The organism is Paenibacillus pini JCM 16418, from assembly GCF_000576305.1.
Classification (GTDB): domain Bacteria; phylum Bacillota; class Bacilli; order Paenibacillales; family Paenibacillaceae; genus Paenibacillus_AQ; species Paenibacillus_AQ pini.
Map to the genome: position 1 here is coordinate 508,747 of NZ_BAVZ01000001.1, position 24,942 is coordinate 533,688.

A 24,942-nucleotide genomic window follows, 5' to 3' on the forward strand; every position below is an offset into this window, starting at 1 on the left:
AGAATCAACAAATAGAAAAGAAAGAGGATCATATGATCCTCTAAATGCTAGAGTATTGCATTTCACTAAAGAGTTGTAGAGCGTCTTTGAAACCTTGTATGTAGATATTTCTTTCTAAGATGGATTGAAGAGAAATTTGAGCGTCTTCGTAAAGGAAAACTGTGTGTTGAAGTTGATCGGGCAAAGCATCGCGAAGTGTTTTAAAGTATTGATCTGTCTCAGTAGAAAGCTGATTGTATTCCGTATGACATTTCAGAAGCTCGGTATAGAGTAATTCTAGACGTATTTTTACTAACGGTTCTGTTAGCGTTTCTAATGTATTAATCATATAATATCCCTCCTTAATTAACTCTATAGAGATATTATATAACCTCATAAAGTTAATTACAAGGTGATTATTCAACTTCATAGAGTTAAAACTTCGCTTTTCGTTGATGATTAGCAATGTGGAGGATAAGATAGAACAATGGAGGGGAAAAAATGAACGTAATCAAGTGCAATATACGAGAGCTCATGGCAGAACATCGAATAGATGATATAACAGAATTGATGATGAGATCGGGCTTAAGTCGGAACTCAATCAACAAGTTATATAGGGAAACGAATATAGAAACAACAAAGCTGGAAACCTTATTCAAACTATGCGATACATTTAACTGCAAATTATCTGATTTAATTGAATATGTACCTGAAGAAGAAAAATAGTGAAGGTATATTCGTGAAGTGATTCCGTCGTATAACATAATATTCAAGCATCGGCTCCGTTGGAGCCTTGGTCTGCGGGAAGGATTTCGAAGTGGAGTTTCGTCAGATAACCCCTTCGGGGTTCATGAATACAGGAACGTTATCGGGAACTGATGCAAGTGCGATAAAGATCATTAAAGGAAGTGACTCATTTGGAGTATTCTGATTTGTTCAATTTAAAAGATATTTACCTCGATCAAATATATGAGCCTGAGGAGAACACCCTTAGATTACTCTTCAGTCGAAGTAGAACTAGTGAAACTTCTGAAACGATAAGAATTGGAAAAACAGAAATTAAAGATACATATTCGATTGATGTAGATGAAACATTACCTTTATTACAAATGGATTTTGAATGGTACATTGGATATTCAATTCGAAATGAAAGTTACACTTCATGGGATGATTATGAAGAATTTGAAGGTAGGATCTTTAGGATTTATAGCAAATCTAGATACTTAGACTTTATTAAAGTAGGAACACTTGCTTCTGAGGATTACCCGGGTCCATTTAAGCATTATGGCATCGCATGTCTTAACCATATCGTGGATGTTGTATCAGTTTCAGAACCAATTATTAAGGAAGTCCAACGAAAAAAATAAGATTATTAAATGTATCTCAAGAAGGCATCGGCATCAGATAACATTATGTTCACGCTTCGGGCTTCGGCCCTCGGTCCACCCGAGGGATTCCCAAGAATCGGATTCAGGTGGACACATCCGCACCACCTAACCGCATCACGGCCGCTCACTACGTTCGCTTAAGGTGATGGGACGTCGTGAACACGGGAACGTTAGTTGAAATCTCTGTAAATAGTGTAAAGGAGCAATATGAAAACCTTAAATTACTTAGAGACTAGACCTTCAAGACGATATGATGAGTTTGATCCGGACCAAGATGGGAATAAAAACACCAAATTTGCAGATCTAATTATTGATGGTAGATCGCTATATCAAATGCTCAGAAAGCATGATATGGTTCCATCTCTAGGGTGGGGAGGTCAAGAACATCAGAGAAACATGATTGATTACTTTCTATTAAAGAAACAACACGATTATTTGTATTATCGATATCCCATCCTAGTTTGCCCGTGGTGCGGAGATGAAGAGTGTGGATTCATTTCTGTTTATATTGAGAGGGAAGACGATATTATTATATGGCAAGACTTTAAGGTGGAGCCTAGCAATAAAATTATTAATATAGGACCTTTTTCTTTCAAGTGGGATAACTATGAAAGAGCGATTAATGATACTTTTGGAACAGCAGGAATTCAATAATATACTGTAGAGTATTTCATAGGAGACAGGGACATCACCTAACATCATATCTACGCAGCGTCGCTACACTCCTTGGTCTACCCGATGGTTTCTCAGCGATTCAGGCAGACAACCCTGCAAGGCTAAGTGGCGAAGCCACCCAGTCGCTACGCTCCTTTAAGCCTTTCGGTTTATAGAACAGTGACGTTATAAGAAATCGTCTGATACATATGAAAGACAATAAGAAATCTTGATACGCATGAAGTAACATAGTAATTACAATATGAATTGATAACTTCAAAACAGTGTGGTACTCAAGGATTAATTAATTTAAGATCATATTGAAACCTATGAAACCGTAGGAAACAAAAGAGATTTTAAAGATAAAGTTGAAGGTTGTTCGAAGAAGAGACAACATCCTATAACATGACATTCCAGCATCGTCGCTTTGCTCCTCGGTCGCATGAGGGTTTCCAGTGGAGTGAAATCAGGCGACACATTCAATCGGCTAAGTCTGACGACCCGTTGCTACTCATCTAAGCCGCTCGAACGTCAGGAATGAGGAACGTTATCAGAAATTGGGTCAAGAAAATTAAAATCAGGGAAGGTGAAGTCTTGAAGCCGTTTTTTCACTTTGATACAGATGAAACAAGACAAAGTTTACTCTCACGAGCAAGGAATGTTGCACTATGGGCAATTCAACAGTATGAAATTGAATGGAATTGTATTCATTTCATTCAATTGTCGGATACAATTACATACAAAATAAAAACCAACACAATGGGCAATTATTTGCTTCGGATTCATTCAGAAAGATTAAACAAAGAAGAAATAATTTCAGAACTTATTTTTCTTAATGAATTAAGGAGAATCGATGACTTAAAAGTTCCTGTAGGCATTATGAGTCGCAGTGGCTCTTATGTTTTGGAATGTGCAACGGAGGAAGGGTATCGGAAACCATATGTCTCGATGATGAAATGGGTTGAGGGAGAGCATTTGAGTGGGGAGTTCACAGATAGTCATGTATCCAGCATTGGCGTTATGATGGGGAGACTTCATGAAGCTTCTGCAAGTATTAATACATCACATAATTTTGTTAGACCTCATTGGGGGATTTCTAGCTTTAGGCAGGAGGTAACTAAACTAGAGCGTTATTATCCACGATTTTTATCGGGTGGAGCATGGATGCTATATCAAAAAGCCATAGATAAGATTATTCATCAATTTGATAGTATGCATCAAGATGCTCGAAACTACGGTCTCATTCATGCGGATTTACATTCCGGAAACGTTGTGTTTAACAATGGACTTCCATCCCCAATTGATTTTGGAAGATGTGGATATGGATACTATTTATATGATATGGCAGCTGCATTGTTAGAGCTTTATCCTAAACATCGATGGTTACTTATTCGAGGATATGAGAGCGTAGTCAAATTAGACAAGGATTACATTCGCGACTTAGAATGTTTTTTCATAATGTTTATGATTGAAAACTATTGTCATCACTCATCTGATATCAGAGAAATTCCTAGTTTAATTGAAGAACAAAGATATGCCCTTTCCTATATAACAGAATATATAAATGATAGAGAATTCTTATTAAAAGTGATTGAACCTATAGATCCCGAAAAAATAGGGTTTTTTAGCGAACTCGAGGAAGACCCCAACATCTGATAACAATGTTTTTAAGCATCGTCGCTAGCGATCCTTGGTCGCCAAGAAGGATTTTCTGAGAAGTAGAATCAGGCGACACATCCAACCGGCTAAGTGGCAGAGCCACCCGGACCATCGGTCCTTAAGCCGTTTGGACGTCAGAAATACGCAACGTTATCGGTAATCGGAGAATTACTTAAGATCTGGAAATATCAAAAATAAAATAAACAAGGAGGCTACAAGAAGTATGGGATATATAGAATCGCTAAGAGAGATAGTTGGTAATACACCGTTAATTTTGGTTAGACCCAGTATATTAATTCTGAATAAAGCGGGTGAGATTTTACTTGTTCGGTATCAAGATAATACATGGGGAGTACCGGGAGGCTTAATGGAATTAGGGGAATCAGTGGAGGAGTGCGCCAAGAGAGAAGTGGAAGAAGAAATTGGTATAAAGATAAAGAATCTTAAATTATTCGGTGTATTCTCAGGAAAGGAATTATATACAAAACTAAGGAATGGACATGAATATTACAATATTATTATTGGATATATCAGTACGGATTTTGAGGGAGAACTCAAACCTGATGGAGATGAAGTAGTAGAAGCAAGATTCTATAACCTAACAGCATTGCCTGAAAGAATAGACCCATTTGTAAAGAATAAAATGAATGAATATGTAGGAGAAATCCAAAGCATATTGAAAGGGAATCAATAAGTATCCGACATCCGATAACACCGTATCTATGCTGCGGTCTATCGGCCTTGGTCTGCAAGAGGGATTTCTAGGATGTGGATTCGGCAGACAGCTCTACACCACCTAACCGTGTCGCGGACAGTCGCTTTGCTCCTTTAAGGGTTCGTAGATACCCAAAAGTTATATGCAATTGCTGAAATCGAAAAATTACAACACATTAGGGTGCGTATATTCGGAAGGAGTAAAACAATGGAACTTTCCTTATTTAAAGCAGGGCTTAATGAAGCTTCTATAATTCACGAAATGCAGAATAAAGCATTCATGCCGTTGTTAAATAAGTATCAAGATATTGAAACCAGTCCTGCTAACGAAACTGTGGAACGAATTATAGATAGATTAAAACAATCGTTTACAGATTAGTATATTATTAAAAATTCTAATATTCCCGTTAGGGCAATTAGAATTGTGAGAAAAGATAATAATACTTTCCGCGTTAGTCCAGTATTTATTCTGCCTGAACACCAGGGAAAAGGCTTTGCGCAAAAAGTTTTTTCGATGATTGAGGATATCTATAACGACGCAGTTATTTGGGAATTGGATACAATACTTCAAGAGCAGGGTAATTGTTATCTCTATGAAAAGTTAGGTTATCAGAAGACAGGGGAAATAAAAGAAATTAACGAAAAGATGACAATTGTGTACTATGAAAAACGCTTGATATCATTTTTATCTTGAAGAATACAAAAATAATCTTTTGGTTAACTCAATGAGGCCAGCAACAGCGTATAACATTGCATTTCAGCGTCATCACTGCCGTCCTTGGTCACCAAGGGGATTTTCTAAGAAGTGGAATCAGGCGACACTTTCAACCGGCCAAGTCTAGCGACCCGGCACTTCATGCCTTAAGCCATTGAAAGTCGTAGATACCCAAACGTTATAAGAAAGGGATACAGAACATTAAAGGAGATGCAGGAGCTATGAGTATTGAAATAACTCAAATTACTAAAGAGCAAAAAGAAAAATTCTTAAACCTATACAACCTATATTTGTATGATCTATCAGAATATAATGGTGACGAACTCATAGAGAATGGGACATTCGATTCGACTAATACCTATTTGTACCTTGAAAGGAATGAACTATACCCATTCTTTATAAAGAAAAATGGAAGAATTATTGGATTTATTTTGGTTTGTTCACCGCCATACGTAGATGAAGGAACTGATTTTACAATACAAGAGTTGTTTGTTTTAAAGAAATATAGAGGAAATAATATTGCTGATCAAGCAGTTAACCTTGTACTGAGTAAATATAAAGGGACAATCAATGTAGCACAGTTAAAGACAAATAAGCCAGCAGTAAAATTTTGGACCAAGTATTATGAGGTACATAATATTTTATATATAGAAAAAGAAGAGAGAATAGAAATTGATGGGTTAGAAGGAATGCACACCACTATTCAACAAGAATTTAAGAACCAATGAGAGTATATCAAAGTAGGCATCCCCATTATATAACAACATGTTCACGCATCGGGCATTCGTCCCTCGGTACGGCCGGAGTTAGAAGTGGATTCAAAGAGGTATTTCAGTTCGAGGGAGTAGAATCAGCCGGACACATCCACACCGACTAACCGCATCGCGGCCGGCTCCTGGCGGAGCTTAAGTCGGTTGGACGTCGTGGATACAGTAACGTTATCGGAAATTGGGGCAAAAATTATATATAGGGAAGGTGAATTTTTTGAAGCCTTTTTTCACTTTGATACAGATGAAACAAGACAAAGTTTACTCGCGCGAGCAAGGAACGTTGCGCTATGGGCAATTCAACAATATGAATTGGATTGGAATTGTATTCGTTTCATTCAATTGTCTGATACCATTACATACAAAATAGAAACCAATACAATCGGTAATTATTTACTTCGCATACATTCTGAAAGAGTAAACAAAGAAGAAATTATTTCTGAGATAGTTTATCTTAATGAATTAAGGAAAATAGAAGATATGATCGTGCCCGAAGATTGTAAATCGCTATGGCTCTTATGTTTTGGAATGTGAAACGGAGGGTGGGTATCGGAATCCCTGTGTATCAATAATGAAATGGGTCGAGGGAGATCATTGGAAAGGGGAATTCACAGATAGTCATGTATTCAATATTGGCGTAATGATGGGGAAACTTCATGTAGCTTCGGCAAATCTAGATGTTCCACATAATTTTGTTCGACCTCATTGGGGGATTACTAGTTTCAGGCAAGACATAAGCAAACTAGAGCATTATTATCCAAGATTTTTATCTGAAGGATCATGGAGGCTATATCAAAAAGCCATTGAAATGGTCATCCATCAATTGGATCGCATGCAAAGAGACGCTCGTCACTACGGTCTAATTCATGCGGATTTGCATTCCGGAAACGTGGTATTTAACAACGGGCTCCCGTACCCAATTGATTTTGGGAGATGTGGTTATGGTTACTATTTGTATGATATGGCAGCGGCCTTGTTGGAGCTTTATCCTAAACACCGATGGTTACTTATTCAAGGTTATGAGAGTATAGTTAAGCTAGAAAAGCATTACATTCGCGATCTAGAATGTTTTTTCATTATGTTTATGATAGAAAACTATTGTCACCACTCGTCGGATGTTAGAGAAACTCCTGGCTTAATCGAAGAACAGAAATATGCTCTGGCTTATATTTCAGAATATATAAATGACGAGTCATTCTTATTTAAAGTGATTGAACCTTTAATTCCCGAAGAATTATCATCATTCAGCGAGATTGAGAAAAGCCCCAACATCTTATAACACGATGTTCACGCTTCTGGCAGCAACGCTGCTCCTTGGTCTGCCCTAGGCATTTTGTAGAAGTCTAATCAGGCAGACAACCCTGCACTACCTAACCGCGTCGCGGCCATTTGCTTTGCTTCTTTAAGGTGGTAAGGGTTCGTAGATACCCAAACGTTATACGAAATCGGCGAATATCGAAAAACAAGAGGTATCATTAATACACCAATGGGAGGATATTTTGAAAAATAGAAAACTTTTAAAATTTTTAATACCTATTTTGATAGTTTTCCTTATATTATTTGCTATTGATTACTCCGGGAAAGTCGCTAAAGAAAAAAGATATGAACAGTATAAAACAGAACCAGCAAGTATTGAATCAATAGCGTTGTGGAATGACTGGAACAAAACATTGGTAAGCACTTCGGAATCCGTCAATTTTTCTTTTAAGAAAGAATGGATACCAAAAGACAAAGACCATATTGTTGAAATTAATCAGATTCTAAAAACTGTAGGGGATACCACAATAATTATCGATAAAACATATCGTCATGTATTTCAAGATGATGATGACGTAGTAATGATGTTTAGATTCGAACAAAATACCAAAAAGCTTCAAGGAAAGTTTATTACATCAATGACTTTTGAGAATACAGGCATGATTTATAGTTTGAATTGGGCAGAAATTCCAAAATCCTTTTCCTTTGAGCATGGAGGACAAAAAATAGAGGTTAAATCTTATTCTCATGGTCATGGAGAAGATGATCTTACTTTTGGTATTCCCATTAGTATCTTAGAGCAATTTGATTTTCAAATAGATGTGTTATATACAGGATTGGCTCTATATGAATACAGGTATATCGGAGATTGAAGTGGAATTTATGACAGTATTTCTAAGAACTCGCAAAAATCTTATAACACATTTTGATTTAAATCAATATGAAACCATTTTTGAATAAATAAGAAAAGCTCAGAGTATGTAATGGCTTCGAAGGCGGGGACATCTTATAACAACATATTTACGCTTCGGGGCATTCACCCCTCGGTCCGGCCGGAGTTAGAAGTGGATTCAGGAATGAGCATTTCTGTAGCAGGGAAGCAAAAGCAGTCGGACAAACCCGCACCACCTAGCCGCATTGCGACCGCCACTTCGTGGCTTAAGGTGGTGGGGTGTCGTGAATACAACAACGTTAGACGAAATTCTCTATTAGTGCATCTATAAGTTCTAAAGGCAAGGATATCAGATACTAAGTATCTTTGAACTGTGAAATAAAGGAGGAGGGTTTTCATGGGTAATAATCTAAATCAATCGTTTGAAATTACGCGTGTATTCAATAGCCCTCGCGAACTTGTATTTAAAGCATGGACAGAGCTTGAGCATTTCGCGAAATGGTGGGGACCAAAGGGATCCACTCTCGAAGTCGTTAAAATGGACGCTCAATCAGGTGGTACATTGTTAGGTTTTCAGACGTCTCCTGACGGAAATCTGGTTATGTGGAGAAAATTTGAGTACCAAGAGGTTGTCGACCCTGAGAAAGTTACTTATATCCAATCCTTTTCCGATGAGCAGGGCAATACGATCCGAGCGCCATTTAGCACGAGCTGGCCTCTTGAAATTTTAAATATCATAACGTTTGAAGATAGCAAAGGTAAAACTGTTTTAAAACTGAAAGGTTACCCTATGAACGCTTCCGCTGAGGAACAAGAATCATACAACGGTATGGCTCCGAAGCTCCAACAAGATCTTGAGGAAACTTTCGATAAACTTGCCGACTATCTTGTCTTCCTGAGTTAGAATATGTAAAATTCTCTTACGTAAAAAATTGATCTAATAGATTTATTTTAAATCACTAAGGTCATTGAGCTAACGAGAAACGATAGAATAAGGATGCCGACTTTAGAATGAGGTGAATTTCTATTGATAGTAATCAAGATCCTAATTTAATAAAGTATAAACAAAGTAGTCGCGAGGTAGTCGGAGGTATGAATTCACTTCGGTGCCGCGGCTTTTTCTTTGCGAATATTTAAAGTGTGGGGACAGATCGCTTTGGATTATAATTCTAATATAAGGAGAGGGAAGAAATAAACTTTCTTTGGAAAAACTATTATTGCGAGATTAGAAGAATAAAACAAGAATATGACGAGGTTAAAGATTGAAAATTTGAAAGTAGATCTAGGAGAGAAAACTTCGTCTAACAATGTATTCACGGATCGGTTGACAAGCTACCTCGGTCCGGCATAGGGGTTTCAGGACAGTGGCCAGACACATCCGCACCGACTAACCGCGTCGCGGCCGCTCCCATTAGTTACTTAAGTCGGTGGGATGTCGTGAATACGACAACGGTTATCTGAAATTCAGCAAAACAAAAATAAGAAAGATACAGGAGATACACAAATGGAATCAATAATCGGTAAGATACGATTTCTTCCCGTGAAAGAAGGAGGTCAAGATAAATTACCTAAAGGAATGATCAATACGCCTGCCATTTTCAATGATGATATCAATCAAAAATTTGGTCTTTGGAGTATGAATGTATATTTGATTACTGAATTTGATGTGAATAGAGAAGCGATCGCACGCTTTAGGCTATTATTTTATGGTTCTCCAGAGGCACCTCTTCACTTGCTGTACGTTTGGAAGCAAATTTAATTTAGTGACAAATAAAATTATTGAAATTGTATAGTAACAGAAAAAGCTTAAGAAGAAGAGAGAGAATGGTTTTGTCCAGCAGTAGAAAGAGTTATTGATGAAGGACTGTGCTGGGAATATTGTTTTGCAGACAACGGTGGCCCGATTGATACAGCTCAAGAACTATATATATGGATTAGACACACAAAGAAATTTAGGGGTATAGAAGAATTCCAAAAGGTCTGTGAAATATGTACTCACTGTCAGTGGTCTAAATAACATAAACATTTTTAAAATATTTCGAGAAGTGCTGAACTTCAGATAACAACTTATGTACGCCGAGTCGCGTTCGCTCCTTGGTCTACCGAGGGTTATCGTGGAAGCGTAATCAGCAGACAACCCTGTAAGGCTAAGTGGCGAAGCCACCCAGTCGCTATGCTCCTTTAAGCCTTTAGGGTTCGTGAATACAACGTTATAAAAAATAACAAGGAATAATGACAAAGGAAAGATGTAAATGATGAAAGTTAGTTTAAGCCAAGTTAACAAAGATAGAAAAGTCCTATTTGAAAACCTTTTGCAACTTTATATGTACGACTTTACCGAATATACTGGAGTAGATATTGAACAAATGGATTATATAATTTGATGCATGATTTTGATGACTATTGGTGTAAACCGATAGAAAATCTAGCAATTATAATTCAAGTCGATAAAGAAATAGCAGAGTTTACATTAATAAAATATATTAGTAAATTAAATAGAAATTATAACCATCTTGCTCATTTTTTATTTTGAGGAAATATCGTTTATCTGGTATTGGTAAACAAGCAGCGAATTTATAATTTAATTTTTACGTAGGTGAAAGGGAAATGTATCAACTTGAGAGTAATGTCCCTGCACAACAATTCTGGATTAAAGTAATTAAAGAATTTACAAATAACATTTACAACCAAAGACATGAAGAAGGACGAATATATCAAACATTTTTTGTGGGATAAATCGAGGTAGTCTTATTACCTCATACAACATTCCATTTTTGCGTCGTTGCTGGCGCTCCTTGGTCGCCGAGGGTAATCCAGGCGACACTTTCGACCAGCTAAGTCTAACGACCCGTTCCCTTTGGTCACGTAAGCCGCTCGAATGTCACAAATGTGGGAACGTTATATGAAATTACCTAACCCATATAAACCTAAATTATTACAAGGATGTGAGTAACGTTGAACTCAAAAACCTACATAGAAATAATTAGAACATCTCAATATACAAATTTGTTAAGGAACTTTGAAGTAATTATTGATGATTCTCATATGGGGAAGATCGAAGACGGGGGTAAATTAAGAATAGAAGTAACTCCCGGAGAGCATGAGGTATATTTGAAGATAGATTGATGTAGAAGCAATAAACTTGTGATTAGTTTAAATGAGAATGAACATATAGTGTTTAATTGTGGGTGCCCCATTCGTGGATGGAAATTGTTAAATCTGTTTATTATGCCTTACTATAATTATTAAGATAAGAATATAAAGAAATAATTGAAATGAATAATTTGCATGTTCGTTCATGTTATGAAAAGAGGAATTTTTGTGGCATTTCAAGAGGAGATTAAACAAGAAATTGATACTTATGTTAAAGGCCATCTCGCAAGTGAACAGTGGCATAGGGACTTTTTTAAGTTCATTAACGATCAGCAATTATCTCAAAGACTAGCTGAGGAATTTTTGTCTATTCGATATATTTATAAGCTATTAGAGGGAATGCAAGTTGATGGTTTCATGTTAACTGCTCAAATTAAACTTCAAATTCTTTTTTATGCATCCATATATGAAGCAGTCATACATCACATCCTTTTTAACACAATGAAAGATGTTGGAGAAGTAAAGGGATTACTGATAACTGAGAGATTCAATAAAATATCTGTGTCGAAGGAATTGGACTCATTAACTCATGATGGAAAAGACATATTAACTATGTACAAAACAACAGGAAAACGAGATATAACAAAGGTCCGATTTGATGAGAAGGTGGAGCTTTTTGTTAAGCTGGGTTTTATTACTGCTAAGCTAGGTGAAGAACTAATTGATATTTATGAAATGAGAAATGCAATACATATTCATGCGGAATTGAAGAAACTGAGACAAGGAATCCAATATGAAATGGATAAATCAGTGATAGCATATCGTCGAATGCAGGTTTTTAGAGATCAGATAATAACTAAATTGGAAGTGTTACAACAAACTCAAGGATGACGTCTACCTCAGATAACAATGCATTCACGCTGCGGGCCATGCGGCCCTGAGTCTGCTAGAAGAAAAGTCGATGAAGTTGGGGCAGGCAGACAACCCTGCAAACCTAACCGCGTCTCGGCCGTCCCAAAGAGGCTTAAGGTTCTCGGGTTCGTGAATGCGGAAATTTATCTGAATGACTATAAGGAGTGGAAAAATGGCACATAAACTTTTGAAACTTTACAAAGATGATCTTAGTTTATTTCATATTTTAATTAAGAAGATGAGATGGACTAATTTTAACAAAACAATATTCATTCTACTATTTAGTATAGCCTTAATTATCATTTTAAAAAGTCAAATAAATTCTTTATGGGGAAATGCTTCCTTTCTCTTGCTAATTTTATGTTATGTAGTCTTCTTGAGAGAGGCAAAACTTGAAAGTGATCGTATAATTCAGAGTGATAACAGTGGAAAAAGTTATTATCAAGCCCGTATGGATGGTTTGAAAAGGTTTTTGAAAAATGAAGGTTTTGATACAAACCCTCAAAAAATAGATTTATTGATAAAAATGGTGGAAAAGCAATCTGAAGAAGCGAAAGTTCCATTCTTTATAGGTCGAGGAATTATATTGACTATAATTATTCCTATAATATCCGCTACATATACTAATATATTGAATAAATATATAGATAGATTAGAAATAGTTATTCTTATATTTGTAATATTTATAGCTACTGTATTAATCATATTTTACTATGTCTCAATCTTCAAATTATTTTATGATGAAATTATTAATGGTGATTATCAAAGGTACAAAACTATAGCTAATGATTTGCGTGAATTGTATTTTAGAGAAGTATAGTCCTTCAGATACCATAATATTCAAGCAGGTCTGCTGGATGGATTTAGAGGAAGCATTTTAGCAGACACATCCGACTTTGTCGGACGGCGTGAATATGGGAACGTTATCGAAAATCAGGCGAACACATAATTACCCTCAATATTCCATTAGTCAAAAGCTATCCACCTTACGGGCAGATTAGTTCAATAACAACACAAGGAATTTATGGTGAAATATTTAAGGGAGATGAAAATTAGGATATCTTATTGATAATATAATTACTATTAATCGGAAACAAATATTTCAATCAATACCATTTGGTGGCGGATAAGAAATCTTAGTGTTGGAACGAGTGCTGATTTAGAGCTAATCAATTACTATGACTTAGATATAACTGCAATTGATTATTCATCTGATATGCTTGGAAAGGTAAAAACAAAGTTCAAGAATGCTACGATTAAATTTTTAGAAATGGATGAACAAAATATGGTTTTTGAAGAAGAGTTATTCGACTATGTAGTTGCAAGTCTAATACTTTCAGTTGTACCAGATGCTAATAAATGTTTTTAAGAAATTTCGAGAGTTTTAAAGCATGAAGGAAAAATAATTATATTAGATAAATTTGCTCCTAAAAATAAAAAGATATCATTACTAAAAGTGATTTTAAGACCAATTATTAACGCATTAGGAACTGATATTGGTCAAAGTTTGAAGAAATCATTCCAAAAAATAATAAAAGTTTAAAAGTTGAAGAAGATTCACCAGTTATGATGAATGGAATGTATAGAAAAATAATAATTGCTAAAATTCACTGATTATTGTTATTGAGCAAACGGGATACGATAGTTAAAGCAACTAAAGTTATGGGCTATCAAGAAGAGGCTGACATTCGATAACAAGGAATTCCTAATGCGGGCATCTGCCCTTGATCATTTATAAGGATTGTCAAAGAAGATTAATCAGGCGACAAATTCAACCGGCTAAGTCAAATGACCTGGTGCTATGCACCTTAAGCCGTTCGTACGTCAGGAATGAGGGTTCGTTATGTGACATCATTGCATGAATTATTTTCAAGGAAATTCTAGGTAGTTCGTTTAAGTACCATAATCGTAGCTCGTGGGAGCGATAAATCTTATGATGCAGGAGTTAACAAAAAGTAATGGAAGCAGTGAATATACGAGATTCAAAAAATACATAACGAGAGTTTGATAGTTGAGGGTGCGTTCATTCTTAGGAATAGAAGAAGCTAGAAAGGAAGCGGCTTATGTTTACTATTTATGATTGGTTTGGCTATCAATTGCCGAATAGGGAACGTTTTCAGTTGATAAAAGAAGCTGGATTTGATGGGGTTTTATTATGGTGGAGCGATGGCTTTGGGCGTGACTGCTTGGGCCAGAACGATTACCGCAAAGGGCCGCAAATTGCACGAGAAGCGGGTCTATTTATAGAAAATATCCACGCACCAGTCCAAAGTGAAAACAACCTTTGGCTTGACAATCTGGACGGTGAAATCGTAACTGATTGCTATTTGCAATGTATTGCAGACTGCGCCGAATTTGGGATTCCGACAATGGTGTTACACTTGCCTAACGAGGATAATCCATGTAACACATTGGGACTGGATAGAATTAAGAGAATCACTGAAAAAGCTGAACAGCTTCGTGTAAATGTTGCACTGGAGAATTTATGGAACCTTTCCAATTTGGCATATGTGCTGGATCATGTGGATTCCCCGCGTATCGGGTTCTGTTATGACTCCGCACATCACTACCGCTATTATCCAAAAGATGATTTATTATCTATGTACGGTTCTCGGCTGATGGCACTACATTTACATGATAATAACGGAAGTTATGCTCAACACGGGTTACCCTTTGACGGCACGCTTGATTGGCCTACAATCATGAAAGAAATTGCGGGAACAGATTACTCAGGTGCGACTGCAATAGAGGCCATGAATTGGGACTATAAGGATTTATCGGTTAATGAGTACTTACATAAAGCGTTTGAGCGAGCAAAAAGGTTGGAAATATTAAAACTAAGGTTTGAAGAATAGAATATTAAGCAAATAGATAAGAAATTTCAATAGAAAAGAACAAGAATCATAGTAGAGATAAATAATAAACTAATTGTTATGTATTCATAATGGCAATGACATCACATAACATCGTATTCACGCTTAGAGGCTGTTGCACCTGGGTTGTCATATGTATAATTGTGGAAGGAGTCAGGACAAATATGTAATATCAAAATCTAGGAGTGTGATTCGACTTGGAGAACTCAAATTTAAAAGATCTTATTGAAAAATACCTGAGCGCATATAACACGTTTAACATTGATGGAATGATAGGAGTTTTGAATAAAAATATTCATTTTCGTAACATTTCTAAAGGTGAAGTGACTTCGGAAACTAAGGGGATTCAGGAATTTCGCACATTAGCAGAGCAGTCAATTCAGGTGTTTTCTCAAAGGCGTCAAGTAATAAAGAACATTACTTTCACAGGAGATAAAGCAGTGGTTGACATTGATTATGAGGGAGTATTGTCCAGTGATCTCCCTAATGGATTGAAGGCAGGAGAAACCTTAAAACTTCAAGGGAAATCAATATTTCAAATGAAAGATAAGAAGTTAATACTGATTGAAGATCATAGTTGAAACATTATTGAAAGTTATTCATAGATTACCCAGAAATCAGATAACAATATCAGTTAACAGAACATTCCTGTTTCGTAGCTGACGCTCCTCTGTCGTCATAATCGCTTTCGTAGAAGTAGATTAGATTCAGGCGACACATTTAAATCGGCTAAGTCTGACGGTGCTACTCACCTTAAGCTGCTTGAACGTCAGGGATGCGGGAACGTATATGCAATCCCGGAGATTTAAGTTCCTATTGAAAATGAATAGTGGTAGGGCATCGTGGCAAGAACTGAAAATAGATTGTGAAATTAATCAAATATCTTCTCGGGTTGCAACTACAGGGATGTTAGCCAAAAAGTTCTTAATTTAGGAGGAGTCTATATGCTATTAGAAAAAGTTATAAATAAAATTGTAATACAAAGTGAATATAAGGATTTTGTTGATAAGTATATAGATCAAATTCTTACAGAATTTAAAGGTAAGATCCATAGCATTTATATGTGTGGCTCGATTCCAAAAGGAACTGCTAAACCTTTTAAGTCAGATGCAGACTTTACTATTGTATGTGTAAATCCCAAAGATATTGATTACGAGAGATTATCAAATATTAAAGACAGGCTTTTGAAAGAATATCCAGTAGTAACGAAGATTGATACGATAATTTGCTCGATTGACGATGTATTGAGTAAACCAAATGAGTGGGGTTTTTGGGTTAAGATAATTTGTGTTTGCATATATGGTCATGACGTTGGTGAAAAAGTACCACCGTTAATTATTTCTCCAGAGTTCATTTTAGACTTAAATACAGAGACGAAGGAGGAAGTAGATCGTATACATACTTTACTTTCTAATGCTAGTGATCACACAATGAAAACTAGATATATTAAAGGTTATTCTAAGAGATTAATTCGTGCATTATACTCTTTGGTTTTAGAAGATACAGGTGTATGGCAAGATGACATTATTAAGATGAAGAATGCCATATTAAACTATTGCGAGATTGACTCCGCTTTAGTTGATTATCTGTATGCTTGTTACTTGGTTAGTAATAATGTACTTGTTGAAGAGTTTCTGGGAATTGCAGATGAAGTATATAGCTATTTTGAGAACGCCTTAAATACAATGGCTGCTTCCAGAACTTCCTTTGGCTAACAACATATTGACGCTCTAGGTCACTCTGAGAAGCGAGTGACCACATCCAGCCCCTAAGCTCGTCGAGATGTCACTGCACTAGGTGTTCGGCAAGCCTCAAAACTATAAGCAACGACTCTAAGGGGCCAGGACGTCGTCAATACAAAACGTTATATGAAACCGGACAAATGCAATTAATGAAGGTTATCTTGAAATCAAAGGATATGTAGATCAAGTGAAAGAGGAGAATCAATAACCAAGACTACTAGAGTGCTTTTGTGAAGTGCATGTTAGTGAATCCTTCGAAATGTCTGGCATGAAATAACTAAGAAGTGGAATAACGCGACACTTCTAATTTTATATAAGTGGCAGAGCCACCCGGACCCTTTGCCTTAAGCCGCTTGGACGTCAGAAACACGCAACGTTAGGTGAAATCATCTAGAGATTAATTGGAGAGAGAAAAGTGCCATTTTTAAAACGAATAACTTTTGATTGGAAATTATTAAGTCCTTAGCAATTCAAAGTATCATGCTTCCCAAAGTATCAAATGGCTTTTATTTTAGAGCGGAAACATTTGACTCTTTTACCACCTACATAGATGAATTGGCTAAAGATCCTTATATTGGTTTTTCGGCGTATCGTCCATATGGAGGTAAATCACTGAATGAATTATCACATGGACAAGCCTTCTTGAACTTCTTTAATAATCGATTTAGTAAGAAGGGGATATATTTATTGGATGAGCCTGAATCCGCGCTATCACCTCAAAACCAACTTGTATTCATGCGTATATTAAGAGACTTAGAGAAGAATGGACAAGCTCAATTTATTATAGCTACCCATTCTCCAATATTAATGGCGTATCCAGATTCAACAATATTGCAGTTTAAAAAATTATCAATTGAAACCATTCCATATGAAGAAACGGAACATTTTATACTGACAAAAGATTTTTTGAATCATCGTGAAAGATATTTTCGGACGCTGTTCGAAGAAGATGAATTCACCTAACAACAAACAAACACATCTGGCATTTGCCCTCGGTTTGGCAGGAGTTAGAAGTGGGTTCGAGAGACATGTTTAGTAGCGAGGAAGTGGAATCAGCTAGACACATCCGCAACGACTATGCGCATCGCGTTCGGCGAATTCGTAGCTTTAACTCGGTGAGACGTCATCGTGAATACACAAACGTTATGTCCCATTACCGGAAAATTAAAGATAATATTAAGGAGATAATTTATGAAAGGTAGGATACTCTTATTATTTTTTATAACAATCGTGTTTTCAGCTTGTCAAAATATTAGTCAATCGACTACTTTGAACAGGGAAACTAAATCCATAATGAATTCTAAACTGCCTCCAGATGTAGTGAGTCCAGGTAATGGAACAGAATCGAAAGAAATAACTGAAAGTCGATCAGAATCTTCTAACAATGAAGTGCTATCCACGAGCATTGGAAACTATGATTTGAAAGGAGAATTTTATGATGAAATGCTTCGAAATCCGATAGATCATGATTATGAAGTAGAATTTAATGAATTTCAAAATTCCAAGGAGATTACGACAACATTGGCATGGGGGGCTTTTGAAAGCAAATATTCAGAGATTTGGGATAAAGAGTTGAATCAAATATATAAAAAGCTTCTTCCTAAGTTGGATAGAGAACCAAGAGAAGCACTCATTAAATCGCAGAAAGAATGGTTACAATATCACTTAAGGGAAACAAAATTTGTAGAGAAGACATTTATTTATAATGGTTACCTTGGATCACAAGGAACGGTAATCCTAGTCAGGGGTATACGGGGGAGAATTAGGGAAAGAACAATGCAATTATTTGAATATCGTTATTTGCTAGATGGTGAAGTTGAATTTTTATACCAAAGTAAAAAATAGAGTTGGAATCTTGATCAAAGGTTTTTAGGTGATGCTTCGAAGGCATTAACGGCGCATAACAATGTATTCACGCTTCGACCATTCGGCCCTCGATCCGGACCGCAGTTAGAAGAGAGCTCAGGAATGCAATTGGCAGTAATATCGAAGTATAATCTTCCGGACATCCCCCCACCACCTAACCGTATCGCGGTCGTCCCTTCGGGACTTAAGGTGGTGGGGAGGCGTATCTTTCCTATAACACATAAAGACATATTATATACATAAAACACACAAGACATATATGGATGTAGATTCGAAAAAGATGGCATATACAGAGATAGTTATTTACATTAATTACCTGTTATTATATGGATAATTCACTGTATAGTGGAGAGGAATATGCTGCCAATCTATTATTTTGATAGGAGAGGAATTGTTAGATGAATCAGAGGTATAGCAAACGTAATACCGCTGCTTTTACAGGGGCATCTTATTTTGCATTGGGTGCAGGTCTTTTTCTGTTCTGTCTGGGAGTGTATAACGCTGATTGGGAATTGAATGTGAAGGGCTATTATCTGCTGTGCATGGTGCTAATTACGATAACGTGTATCGTTGTTCAGAAAGTTGTTCGAGACAATACAGAAGACAAAGAATTTCGCTTACACAATCCGAAACACCGTATGAGGAATACAATAGCTTTTACAGGTATGGCAATAGCCGGCTTGATTATCGGGTTTGCGATGTTTTTTATTGGCCTGTACAACGCTCCATTCGAGTTAAATGTAAAAGGGTACTACATAGCTGTTATTCTTTTGATAGCATATAGCTCCATTAGCGTGCAGAAAGTAATCAGGGATAATACAGAAGATAAGGAGATTCTTGACGCGCAGGAATCTGGACGGGACCTTCAAGGATAAAGAGGAATAGGAATAATTACAGGCTAACGTTTATATCTGTTGTAAATGGAAAGCCGTTACCACTGGTAACGGCTCTTTTGGATGGTGCTGGAGTAAGTTTATTAGGGTGTGGAGGAAAGAGCAGTGATTCGATAATTTTTCTCATAATCTAATTAATGCGGACATATTTGTATCAATTTTCCACAATATCTTACACATTCACATAAACAAAGTATGAACGCTGCGGGCTAAGCCCTTGGTTCGTAAGATGAGGTGAGCAGATCAATGGATTCAGATCACAACCCTGCGAGTCTAAGTCTGTCAAACTTGGTCGCGTGCGCTCCCTTAAGCTTCTTTAGTTCGTAGATACAAAAATGCTAAGGGGGATTGCTCATATACTTTTTTCTAGGAGCCAGTCTAACATGTGGACGAATGTACTTGATGGACATCAACAAATACTACTAAAGTCGTTATTTGATACTTTGCCTCAATTAAATAATGTCAGCATTCTTGAATTGAATATGCAATATGTTGATGGTGTTTCAATAAGTTTTGATATACCTGTATATGCAGACCAACCACCACAAAAATGGATGAATTAAGGATACAATACTAAATGTTTTTTCAGAAATGATTGCAAAACAAAAGAAAGGGTCTATAACAATGAGTGATCTAATTAATCTTTTACCAAGAGATAAACATGATTTTGAGAGAGTAAATGAATTAAAAAATTTAGATAAAAAAGATCTAATAAAACTATTACCAGAATTATTAGTATGGCTGCAGGACATTAACTGGCCAATTGCAAGAGAAGTAGCCAAATTACTTTTAACAATTCCACAAGAAACAATTCCATATATAAGTAGCGTTTTAGCTGGCGGAGACGATATCTGGAAAGAATGGTGCTTAAGATATTTTGTAATGGAATTACCTAATAAATTAAGGCAGAGTTTACAAGAAGATTTAGAGAGGATTGCCTATAGACCAACAAAAGGAGAAGAACTTGAAGAAGTACATTTAACTGCCCAAGAAATATTAATGGATTAAATCGGATTTATGAAGTTTATACAGAGATGGCATCACTTCTGATAACATAATATTTACACTGTGGGCTGTATGGCTCTTGGCTTGCCCGATAAGTTTAAGCATGGGTGGAAACAGGCGAAAAACTGCAAACCGTGTGAGCCTAAGTCCTAACGTTTCGAGGCGCAATGCTCCTTTAAGCTTCTTGGGTCGTAGATATGGGGATGTTAGGTGAGAACAACGAGTGAATAATATTTTTGGAGGAGAATAAGTGCAAACAATCGAAAACAACAACAATCTATTATTGAAAAATGTGAAATATAAAATTGAACATCTAGATTCTGAATTCGAATCGCTTACACATGCTATTCCATATGAAGTTGAGATAAATAGGGAAAACAGTTCAGTAAGACATACATATTTCATCCCTGAATCTGAAGAAGAGTATAAGATAATTGAAGGATATATTATATCTTTTATAGAGTTACTAAACAAAACGCTAGCTGAAGAGTATATTCACATTTATACATTTATTGAATCTAGTACGAAATTTACTATTGATGAACTGCAGATGACTAGAAGTTATATGAAATATAAAAAAAATAATCGTAATAACAAGTCAGAATTCTCCTGCATGATTAACTTTATTGATGGAAATATTTATAAATTTAATCAAAATGATTACTTATTATTTGATTTTATTGATAGCGTTATTAGAGAATCTAGAAATGATGTGGCTCATAAATTTCACATGAGTAAAGAAAAAGAAATAATTAGTAAAATACTCGTAAATAATGAAAACGTGGATGGAAGACTTAGAGCGATGTATTATGATTTCGTAGATATTATAAATTGTTTATATGAAGTGGCACATTTCTATAGACTAATCATTTCAAAAGCAATATCAAACTAGTATATATTCAGGACCTACATGAGATGAAAGATACGCAAATCTATATGTTGGGGTGGAAAGACTATCATTTCAAAGATCTTTATAAAATAATCTGCATTGGAGTAATTTTCGGATGATAGAATGTTGTGAATTAAATAATTTAAAAGAAATAGAAGATTTAAGACTGAGATATATAGAATCACTTGTTGCACCGATGGATGGTATGTGGGAGAGCGCTATTATTGAGAATTCAACCTTTTGGATTATAAAATGCGACGGAAGTAAAGCTGGTTACTTTTGTGTAGACGAAAATATGTGCCTTCTTCAGTTTGAACTATTAGAAAAATATCGAAATCTAGCGCGAGACATATTTTGTTATATTATTTCTTCCAAAAATATTAGAAATGCGAATTGTAGTACTATTGAGCCCTTTTATTTATCCTTATGCCTTGATTTAACTAAGAGAGTTTCTGTTAACAGTTATCTCTTTTATGATGGGAAGAGGGTAAAACCCTTACTAATAAAGTTCAACAATAAAATCTTTAAGCAAGCGACGATTCGTGAGATGGATAAACTAATCGATTTTTATAGAATCAATACAGAAGGAAGCAATGAATGGATCCCAGAGTTTATAGAGCAGTTGATCCAACGAGAACAATTATTTGTTTTGTATGATGATGAGAATATTTTAGGAACGGGGGAATGTATTATTAGTCAAAAGCAAAAGCCTTATGCAGATATAGGCATGGTTGTCTCAAAAGAATATCGTAGAATGGGAATAGGCACATACATTCTGACATTGTTAAAGGAACATTGTTATGAAAAAAATTGTAGACCCATATGTTCGTCTTCACAGACAAATATAGGTTCGATAAAAGCAATAGAGAAGGCTGGATTTATGAGTAATCATAGAATATTGAATATCACATTTTAATAAGTGTAAGACCGTTGATGTATTAAGACGTGACCTGAATTATCTATAGTAGGGACGTTATGAGATTAGAAACCCATTTATAAAGGGGCGAACGAATGAAAAAGAACAAGATTCCAAAGCTTGATTTGACGATCTCGGAGAGAACAGAGCTGAGAAGAAATAAAATACGAATAAGCGAAATTCAGAATTTAACATGTAACGAAATGTGTACTATTCTGAAAGTTTCAGTATTTAGAGCCAAGGAAATTAAGGCATTATCCGAATTCCAAAGTTTACCTTCAATTGGACCGAAATTAGCACAGGATTTATTAATGTTAGGTTATTATACTTTGGAAGAATTAAGAGATAAGAATGGTGCTACATTATTTGAGGATTTAGAGGGATTATACGGGGAAAGAATTGACCCTTGTGTTGAGGACCAATTTAGATTGATGATACACTACGCTAATAATAGTAACAGTGAGAAGCAATGGTGGGATTTTACCGAGGAAAGAAAACAATTTAGGGCTAAACATGGATATCCAAAAGATAGACCAGAATAATTTTAGTGCATGATATTTGATAAATAATTATGCACACTGCGGGGCGTATACCGGTCTTGAATATGAGAGGTTTATTTAAAACAACGAAGAAAAGGAGACAAAAATGAGCAATAGAAAGATATATAAAATCTTGAATCCAATAGGAATCAAAATGATTATTTCAATGGTAATGATCATCATTATTCTTGTTGAAAGCTTAGTTCGTAATCGAGAACTGACCTATTATTTTTATTTTGGAATTGTATGGTCGATTTTTTGTACGGTAATTTTATTGATCTCCATATCAAGAACATATACTAAATCAAAAGTAATCGAATTTGATACAAAAAGAATACTAGTAAATGGTGAAGTTATTAGAGCAGAAGAAATAGAACAAATCATGATTTATAAAGAAGTTGTGGGAGTTAAACCGAAAGGGAAAAGAATAGTACCTTTAAATTTATGCTTTAGATTCAATAGGAATCAGTCAGGAGGAATTGTAGAACTAGAAACTTGGGCTGAAGAGAACACGGTAAAGTTTTCAAGGAGATTTTTTATGAAATGGTTATAAATAAGTTATTAAAGGATATACATACCCGTTATTAAAGGGGATCAGATAATAAATTTATACACAAGGAGACAAAACAATGACAAAAAACAAGTTACTAAGAATGGATAATGTCGGCATCGTTGTAGAATCCCTTGATGATGCCATCTCTTTCTTCGAGGAGATTGGCTTGAACCTCGAAGGGCGAGCCACGGTTGAAGGTGAATGGGCAGGTCGCGTAACTGGACTTGGTTCTCAGTGTGTAGAGATTGCTATGATGGTTACCCCTGATGGCCACAGCCGACTAGAACTTTCGAAATTTATCAACCCGTCTACCATATCAGATCATCGGACTGCTCCTGTAAACTCCCTCGGCTACCTACGAGTCATGTTTACAGTTCAAGATATTGACGAAATGGTAACCAGACTCACTAAGCATGGTGCTCAGCTCGTTGGCGAAGTGGTTCAGTACGAGGACTCTTATAAGCTATGCTACATTCGAGGAATCGAAGGACTTCTAATCGGTTTGGCGGAACAGATCGGTAACAAATAAGTAGGTCCTGAAGTTGAGTTCGTGAGTGAGGGGCTTGAAGCGCGAGTTCGTGAGCTTTTTGCACAACGTGGCCGAGATATCTGGCTCTATGGCGAAGGGGATCTCTTGTCCCAGCTTCTCGAGTACAATGTGAAAAAGTCTGCGGATGGAAATAGTTGAGGCCGACCACATTTTAATAAAAAATCACAATTATGAGTACGTGCCTCAGCTTTAGGAAAATGCGCATTGCTGATCTGTGTAGTAAGGTACCTTAATATCTATAATAAAAGGAGATTGATTGCATTGTGACTAGTTTTTACGGAACCGATCTGTCTATTACAGGCATTGATTCATATGAACTACGATGGGTTCTTCACTGGGAGTCTGATTTGTCTGAAGGTGAACATCGACAACTAACTGGCCTGCTTGCCGATATTTATCCTGCACATACTGCCCGATTTAAAGAGAACTGTTCTTGGTCAGGTGCCAAGCCGGAAGGACGTCTTGTTGGGTATCTAGGAGAGAACGCAGTTGCGCATCTAGCTTTGTGCGACGAATTTTACGAACAGAAGCCAATGAAATCGGGATATGCACAGCCGACGTTGGGCTGGTCGGAATTAGACCCGAGTTACAGGGAAAGGGAGTCGGTCAAAAATTACTTCACCAGGTTGCGCTTGTCTTCAAGAGTTTAAACATACCTTACGCTTTTTTGACCTGTCGTGAAGCAGTCGTCCCTTTTTATGAGAGTGGTGGCTGGTTACGGCTGCTTGATTCGAAGGTCAAAATGATAGACAATCATTACCAAACTGAGCTCTATACTGGACCTGCAATGGTCCTACCCATTGCCCTTCCTTTTGAACAATGGCCGCATGGAGAAACTATGATCCGCGATGGGCTAGAAGTTTAGTTATTGCAGTCTCTAGTGCTTGCGCAGAAAATTTTAATCGAGCAGTAAACTAGGTACTAAGCTGGAACCTATATGAAATGATAACACCAGATTAGGGAATAAACATCTGGGTGATGTTTGCTGATGAAAAGAACAGTTGTGGATAATAATGTAAATTATACTGATTATTTATTTTGTTTTTTTCCTTCTCTTTCTCCTGAGATTGCAATACGTAAAGATCT

At 36.3% G+C, this 24,942-nt stretch carries 33 protein-coding genes and 1 pseudogene; 32 read left to right on the top strand and 2 right to left on the bottom strand.

The window, feature by feature from the left end:
* Window positions 1-40 precede the first annotated feature (40 nt).
* Window positions 41-328, bottom strand: coding sequence for a DUF6809 family protein (locus tag JCM16418_RS02310; protein ID WP_036645686.1), 288 nt, complete (start codon window positions 326-328; stop codon window positions 41-43).
* 152 nt (window positions 329-480) lie between these two features.
* On the opposite strand from JCM16418_RS02310, the gene JCM16418_RS02315 reads away from it, so the two are divergent.
* The 22 genes from JCM16418_RS02315 (at window position 481) to JCM16418_RS02410 (ending at window position 18,490) form a co-directional block, all read left to right on the top strand.
* Window positions 481-705: a helix-turn-helix domain-containing protein gene (locus JCM16418_RS02315; protein ID WP_036645687.1), complete on the top strand. Its 225-nt coding sequence runs from the start codon at window positions 481-483 to the stop codon at window positions 703-705.
* Between the two features lie 191 nt (window positions 706-896).
* Window positions 897-1,346, top strand: coding sequence for a hypothetical protein (locus tag JCM16418_RS02320; RefSeq protein WP_036645688.1), 450 nt, complete (start codon window positions 897-899; stop codon window positions 1,344-1,346).
* A 228-nt stretch (window positions 1,347-1,574) separates the two neighbouring features.
* A complete protein-coding gene (locus JCM16418_RS02325; RefSeq protein ID WP_036645689.1) occupies window positions 1,575-2,021 on the top strand; it encodes a hypothetical protein in 447 nt (148 codons plus the stop codon).
* 594 nt (window positions 2,022-2,615) lie between these two features.
* The gene (locus tag JCM16418_RS02330; RefSeq protein WP_052019996.1) at window positions 2,616-3,677 is read left to right on the top strand and encodes a phosphotransferase; all 1,062 of its coding nucleotides are present in this window, start codon (window positions 2,616-2,618) and stop codon (window positions 3,675-3,677) included.
* 226 nt (window positions 3,678-3,903) lie between these two features.
* The gene (locus JCM16418_RS02335) at window positions 3,904-4,374 is read left to right on the top strand and encodes an NUDIX hydrolase (protein WP_036645690.1); all 471 of its coding nucleotides are present in this window, start codon (window positions 3,904-3,906) and stop codon (window positions 4,372-4,374) included.
* A 228-nt stretch (window positions 4,375-4,602) separates the two neighbouring features.
* Window positions 4,603-4,773: a hypothetical protein gene (locus JCM16418_RS26545; protein ID WP_306304740.1), complete on the top strand. Its 171-nt coding sequence runs from the start codon at window positions 4,603-4,605 to the stop codon at window positions 4,771-4,773.
* Between the two features lie 6 nt (window positions 4,774-4,779).
* Window positions 4,780-5,088, top strand: coding sequence for a GNAT family N-acetyltransferase (locus JCM16418_RS26550; protein ID WP_373280688.1), 309 nt, complete (start codon window positions 4,780-4,782; stop codon window positions 5,086-5,088).
* A 242-nt stretch (window positions 5,089-5,330) separates the two neighbouring features.
* Window positions 5,331-5,837, top strand: a complete 507-nt coding sequence (locus JCM16418_RS02345; RefSeq protein WP_036645691.1) for a GNAT family N-acetyltransferase — start codon at window positions 5,331-5,333, stop codon at window positions 5,835-5,837.
* A gap of 195 nt (window positions 5,838-6,032) precedes the next feature.
* A complete protein-coding gene (locus JCM16418_RS25570) occupies window positions 6,033-6,410 on the top strand; it encodes a hypothetical protein (RefSeq protein ID WP_242403684.1) in 378 nt (125 codons plus the stop codon).
* Between the two features lie 37 nt (window positions 6,411-6,447).
* Window positions 6,448-7,155, top strand: coding sequence for a phosphotransferase enzyme family protein (locus JCM16418_RS02350; protein WP_242403685.1), 708 nt, complete (start codon window positions 6,448-6,450; stop codon window positions 7,153-7,155).
* Window positions 7,156-7,375: 220 nt separating this feature from the next.
* Window positions 7,376-8,005 carry a hypothetical protein gene (locus JCM16418_RS02355; RefSeq protein ID WP_036645692.1) on the top strand — a complete coding sequence of 210 codons (630 nt, stop codon included), beginning with the start codon at window positions 7,376-7,378 and terminating at the stop codon, window positions 8,003-8,005.
* Window positions 8,006-8,422: 417 nt separating this feature from the next.
* Window positions 8,423-8,929, top strand: coding sequence for an SRPBCC family protein (locus JCM16418_RS02360; protein WP_036645694.1), 507 nt, complete (start codon window positions 8,423-8,425; stop codon window positions 8,927-8,929).
* A gap of 600 nt (window positions 8,930-9,529) precedes the next feature.
* Entirely contained in the window at window positions 9,530-9,784 is a 255-nt protein-coding gene (locus tag JCM16418_RS02365) for a hypothetical protein (protein ID WP_036645696.1), read from the top strand.
* Between the two features lie 1,544 nt (window positions 9,785-11,328).
* Window positions 11,329-12,009, top strand: a complete 681-nt coding sequence (locus tag JCM16418_RS02380) for a hypothetical protein (protein WP_201769746.1) — start codon at window positions 11,329-11,331, stop codon at window positions 12,007-12,009.
* Window positions 12,010-12,027: 18 nt separating this feature from the next.
* Window positions 12,028-12,213: a hypothetical protein gene (locus JCM16418_RS24500; RefSeq protein ID WP_148298718.1), complete on the top strand. Its 186-nt coding sequence runs from the start codon at window positions 12,028-12,030 to the stop codon at window positions 12,211-12,213.
* Complete coding sequence (locus tag JCM16418_RS02385; RefSeq protein WP_036645698.1) at window positions 12,203-12,850, top strand: hypothetical protein; 648 nt, start codon at window positions 12,203-12,205, stop codon at window positions 12,848-12,850. The genes JCM16418_RS24500 and JCM16418_RS02385 overlap by 11 nt, the downstream gene beginning before the upstream one ends.
* A gap of 378 nt (window positions 12,851-13,228) precedes the next feature.
* Window positions 13,229-13,399: a class I SAM-dependent methyltransferase gene (locus JCM16418_RS25575; protein WP_242403701.1), complete on the top strand. Its 171-nt coding sequence runs from the start codon at window positions 13,229-13,231 to the stop codon at window positions 13,397-13,399.
* A gap of 694 nt (window positions 13,400-14,093) precedes the next feature.
* A complete protein-coding gene (locus tag JCM16418_RS02390) occupies window positions 14,094-14,885 on the top strand; it encodes a sugar phosphate isomerase/epimerase family protein (RefSeq protein WP_036645700.1) in 792 nt (263 codons plus the stop codon).
* Between the two features lie 215 nt (window positions 14,886-15,100).
* Window positions 15,101-15,484 carry a nuclear transport factor 2 family protein gene (locus tag JCM16418_RS02395; protein WP_036645702.1) on the top strand — a complete coding sequence of 128 codons (384 nt, stop codon included), beginning with the start codon at window positions 15,101-15,103 and terminating at the stop codon, window positions 15,482-15,484.
* A gap of 363 nt (window positions 15,485-15,847) precedes the next feature.
* Complete coding sequence (locus JCM16418_RS02400) at window positions 15,848-16,618, top strand: nucleotidyltransferase domain-containing protein (protein ID WP_036645703.1); 771 nt, start codon at window positions 15,848-15,850, stop codon at window positions 16,616-16,618.
* A 471-nt stretch (window positions 16,619-17,089) separates the two neighbouring features.
* Window positions 17,090-17,608: an AAA family ATPase gene (locus tag JCM16418_RS02405; protein WP_052019998.1), complete on the top strand. Its 519-nt coding sequence runs from the start codon at window positions 17,090-17,092 to the stop codon at window positions 17,606-17,608.
* A gap of 228 nt (window positions 17,609-17,836) precedes the next feature.
* Window positions 17,837-18,490, top strand: a complete 654-nt coding sequence (locus JCM16418_RS02410) for a lysozyme inhibitor LprI family protein (protein WP_036645706.1) — start codon at window positions 17,837-17,839, stop codon at window positions 18,488-18,490.
* A 14-nt stretch (window positions 18,491-18,504) separates the two neighbouring features.
* On the opposite strand, the gene JCM16418_RS24850 is transcribed toward JCM16418_RS02410, so the two are convergent.
* Window positions 18,505-18,654, bottom strand: a complete 150-nt coding sequence (locus JCM16418_RS24850; RefSeq protein ID WP_156327203.1) for a hypothetical protein — start codon at window positions 18,652-18,654, stop codon at window positions 18,505-18,507.
* 255 nt (window positions 18,655-18,909) lie between these two features.
* Between JCM16418_RS24850 and JCM16418_RS23490 the strand changes: the two genes are divergently transcribed.
* From JCM16418_RS23490 to JCM16418_RS25580, 10 genes and pseudogenes are all read left to right on the top strand, one after another.
* A complete protein-coding gene (locus tag JCM16418_RS23490; protein WP_052019999.1) occupies window positions 18,910-19,386 on the top strand; it encodes a YiaA/YiaB family inner membrane protein in 477 nt (158 codons plus the stop codon).
* Between the two features lie 401 nt (window positions 19,387-19,787).
* Entirely contained in the window at window positions 19,788-19,967 is a 180-nt protein-coding gene (locus JCM16418_RS02425) for a hypothetical protein (protein WP_036645710.1), read from the top strand.
* A 28-nt stretch (window positions 19,968-19,995) separates the two neighbouring features.
* Window positions 19,996-20,412, top strand: coding sequence for a DUF5071 domain-containing protein (locus tag JCM16418_RS02430; RefSeq protein ID WP_242403686.1), 417 nt, complete (start codon window positions 19,996-19,998; stop codon window positions 20,410-20,412).
* Window positions 20,413-20,659: 247 nt separating this feature from the next.
* Entirely contained in the window at window positions 20,660-21,301 is a 642-nt protein-coding gene (locus tag JCM16418_RS02435; protein WP_036645713.1) for a hypothetical protein, read from the top strand.
* Between the two features lie 112 nt (window positions 21,302-21,413).
* Window positions 21,414-22,214 carry a GNAT family N-acetyltransferase gene (locus JCM16418_RS02440; protein WP_036645717.1) on the top strand — a complete coding sequence of 267 codons (801 nt, stop codon included), beginning with the start codon at window positions 21,414-21,416 and terminating at the stop codon, window positions 22,212-22,214.
* Window positions 22,215-22,309: 95 nt separating this feature from the next.
* Window positions 22,310-22,756, top strand: coding sequence for a helix-hairpin-helix domain-containing protein (locus tag JCM16418_RS02445; RefSeq protein ID WP_036645720.1), 447 nt, complete (start codon window positions 22,310-22,312; stop codon window positions 22,754-22,756).
* 103 nt (window positions 22,757-22,859) lie between these two features.
* On the top strand, window positions 22,860-23,306 hold the full coding sequence (locus tag JCM16418_RS02450) for a hypothetical protein (RefSeq protein ID WP_036645723.1): 447 nt from the start codon (window positions 22,860-22,862) through the stop codon (window positions 23,304-23,306).
* Window positions 23,307-23,382: 76 nt separating this feature from the next.
* Window positions 23,383-23,835, top strand: a complete 453-nt coding sequence (locus JCM16418_RS02455; protein ID WP_036645726.1) for a VOC family protein — start codon at window positions 23,383-23,385, stop codon at window positions 23,833-23,835.
* 21 nt (window positions 23,836-23,856) lie between these two features.
* The gene (locus JCM16418_RS24135; protein WP_201769747.1) at window positions 23,857-23,994 is read left to right on the top strand and encodes a hypothetical protein; all 138 of its coding nucleotides are present in this window, start codon (window positions 23,857-23,859) and stop codon (window positions 23,992-23,994) included.
* Window positions 23,995-24,119: 125 nt separating this feature from the next.
* A pseudogene (locus tag JCM16418_RS25580) lies at window positions 24,120-24,721 on the top strand (GNAT family N-acetyltransferase).
* The last annotated feature ends 221 nt before the right edge of the window (window positions 24,722-24,942 follow it).

What these genes read in the sequence shown, in the direction of transcription:
- JCM16418_RS02310 (WP_036645686.1), bottom strand. Translation starts at nt 328, where the DNA reads ATGATTAATACATTAGAAACGCTAACAGAACCGTTAGTAAAAATACGT.
- JCM16418_RS02315 (WP_036645687.1), top strand. Translation starts at nt 481, where the DNA reads ATGAACGTAATCAAGTGCAATATACGAGAGCTCATGGCAGAACATCGA.
- JCM16418_RS02325 (WP_036645689.1), top strand. Translation starts at nt 1,575, where the DNA reads ATGAAAACCTTAAATTACTTAGAGACTAGACCTTCAAGACGATATGAT.
- JCM16418_RS02335 (WP_036645690.1), top strand. Translation starts at nt 3,904, where the DNA reads ATGGGATATATAGAATCGCTAAGAGAGATAGTTGGTAATACACCGTTA.
- JCM16418_RS26545 (WP_306304740.1), top strand. Translation starts at nt 4,603, where the DNA reads ATGGAACTTTCCTTATTTAAAGCAGGGCTTAATGAAGCTTCTATAATT.
- JCM16418_RS02345 (WP_036645691.1), top strand. Translation starts at nt 5,331, where the DNA reads ATGAGTATTGAAATAACTCAAATTACTAAAGAGCAAAAAGAAAAATTC.
- JCM16418_RS02350 (WP_242403685.1), top strand. Translation starts at nt 6,448, where the DNA reads ATGAAATGGGTCGAGGGAGATCATTGGAAAGGGGAATTCACAGATAGT.
- JCM16418_RS02360 (WP_036645694.1), top strand. Translation starts at nt 8,423, where the DNA reads ATGGGTAATAATCTAAATCAATCGTTTGAAATTACGCGTGTATTCAAT.
- JCM16418_RS02365 (WP_036645696.1), top strand. Translation starts at nt 9,530, where the DNA reads ATGGAATCAATAATCGGTAAGATACGATTTCTTCCCGTGAAAGAAGGA.
- JCM16418_RS02380 (WP_201769746.1), top strand. Translation starts at nt 11,329, where the DNA reads ATGAAAAGAGGAATTTTTGTGGCATTTCAAGAGGAGATTAAACAAGAA.
- JCM16418_RS24500 (WP_148298718.1), top strand. Translation starts at nt 12,028, where the DNA reads ATGCATTCACGCTGCGGGCCATGCGGCCCTGAGTCTGCTAGAAGAAAA.
- JCM16418_RS02385 (WP_036645698.1), top strand. Translation starts at nt 12,203, where the DNA reads ATGGCACATAAACTTTTGAAACTTTACAAAGATGATCTTAGTTTATTT.
- JCM16418_RS02390 (WP_036645700.1), top strand. Translation starts at nt 14,094, where the DNA reads ATGTTTACTATTTATGATTGGTTTGGCTATCAATTGCCGAATAGGGAA.
- JCM16418_RS02400 (WP_036645703.1), top strand. Translation starts at nt 15,848, where the DNA reads ATGCTATTAGAAAAAGTTATAAATAAAATTGTAATACAAAGTGAATAT.
- JCM16418_RS02410 (WP_036645706.1), top strand. Translation starts at nt 17,837, where the DNA reads ATGAAAGGTAGGATACTCTTATTATTTTTTATAACAATCGTGTTTTCA.
- JCM16418_RS24850 (WP_156327203.1), bottom strand. Translation starts at nt 18,654, where the DNA reads ATGTCCGGAAGATTATACTTCGATATTACTGCCAATTGCATTCCTGAG.
- JCM16418_RS23490 (WP_052019999.1), top strand. Translation starts at nt 18,910, where the DNA reads ATGAATCAGAGGTATAGCAAACGTAATACCGCTGCTTTTACAGGGGCA.
- JCM16418_RS02425 (WP_036645710.1), top strand. Translation starts at nt 19,788, where the DNA reads ATGTGGACGAATGTACTTGATGGACATCAACAAATACTACTAAAGTCG.
- JCM16418_RS02430 (WP_242403686.1), top strand. Translation starts at nt 19,996, where the DNA reads ATGATTGCAAAACAAAAGAAAGGGTCTATAACAATGAGTGATCTAATT.
- JCM16418_RS02440 (WP_036645717.1), top strand. Translation starts at nt 21,414, where the DNA reads ATGATAGAATGTTGTGAATTAAATAATTTAAAAGAAATAGAAGATTTA.
- JCM16418_RS02445 (WP_036645720.1), top strand. Translation starts at nt 22,310, where the DNA reads ATGAAAAAGAACAAGATTCCAAAGCTTGATTTGACGATCTCGGAGAGA.
- JCM16418_RS02450 (WP_036645723.1), top strand. Translation starts at nt 22,860, where the DNA reads ATGAGCAATAGAAAGATATATAAAATCTTGAATCCAATAGGAATCAAA.
- JCM16418_RS02455 (WP_036645726.1), top strand. Translation starts at nt 23,383, where the DNA reads ATGACAAAAAACAAGTTACTAAGAATGGATAATGTCGGCATCGTTGTA.